Source organism: Acinetobacter sp. UBA5934 (assembly GCF_002430855.1).
In the GTDB taxonomy this organism is placed as follows: domain Bacteria; phylum Pseudomonadota; class Gammaproteobacteria; order Pseudomonadales; family Moraxellaceae; genus Acinetobacter.
The window spans coordinates 1-848 of the sequence record NZ_DJDC01000155.1 but is presented as its reverse complement, the minus strand read 5'-3'; the positions used below and the strand labels follow the sequence as shown (position 1 = coordinate 848).

Below are 848 nucleotides of genomic sequence, written 5' to 3'. Positions count from 1 at the left end.
AAATTAGTTGCTCACAAACCAGAAGAAATTTTCCAACGCGCTGTAAAAGGCATGTTGCCAAAAGGTCCTCTTGGTTATGCAATGATCAAAAAAATGAAAGTGTACGCTGGTACTGAGCATCCACATACTGCTCAACAGCCACAAGTTTTGGACATCTAAGGGATACAGCACATGGCTACTAACTATGGTACAGGTCGCCGTAAGACCGCAACTGCACGTGTTTTCCTATCAGCTGGTACTGGTAAACTCGTAATTAACAACCGTTCTTTAGAACAATATTTCGGTCGTGAAACTGCTCGTATGGTTGTTCGTCAACCTTTAGAGCTTTTAGAAGTTACTGAAAAATTTGACCTTTACATCACTGTTGCTGGTGGTGGTATTGGTGGTCAAGCTGGCGCTATCCGTCACGGTATTACTCGTGCCTTGATCGCTGCTGACGAAACTTTAAAACCTGCTCTTCGTCAAGCTGGTTTCGTTACTCGTGATGCTCGTGAAGTTGAACGTAAGAAACTTGGTTTACGTAAAGCTCGTAAACGTCCTCAATTCTCTAAACGTTAATTCGTTTACCGAATCGGACAGAAACCCTGGAATTTCCAGGGTTTTTTTATGGCAGGAATTTAAGTCATGATTCATCACGGATCTAAACCTTACTATTGTTCGTGAACATCTTTACCCCATACTCCTTCATGGCACCAGAACGATTTACTCAGATAATAGTTTGCAACACCTATAAAAATAAACAGTAAAGCAATCGCTAGCTTAATCAGCATATTCTTTTCCTCCAGTTGTTTTTTCTTATAATCTATCCTGCTTCAGTCTGATTCACCTTTTATGCTTCGTGCTTTTTA

2 protein-coding genes are annotated in these 848 nt (G+C 40.7%); both read left to right on the top strand.

Annotated elements, in window-relative coordinates; all coding sequences use genetic code 11:
* Nucleotides 1-159: uL13 family ribosomal protein (locus B2Y23_RS10695; RefSeq protein ID WP_291370756.1), on the top strand; the 159-nt coding region annotated here is incomplete at its 5' end.
* A gap of 12 nt (nt 160-171) precedes the next feature.
* Nucleotides 172-558 (top strand): 30S ribosomal protein S9, encoded by a 387-nt coding sequence (gene rpsI / locus B2Y23_RS10690; protein ID WP_291356720.1) that lies wholly within the window; start codon nt 172-174, stop codon nt 556-558.
* Nucleotides 559-848 lie beyond the last annotated feature (290 nt).

Coding starts and splice junctions, on each gene's coding strand:
- rpsI (WP_291356720.1), top strand. CDS start 172: ATGGCTACTAACTATGGTACAGGTCGCCGTAAGACCGCAACTGCACGT.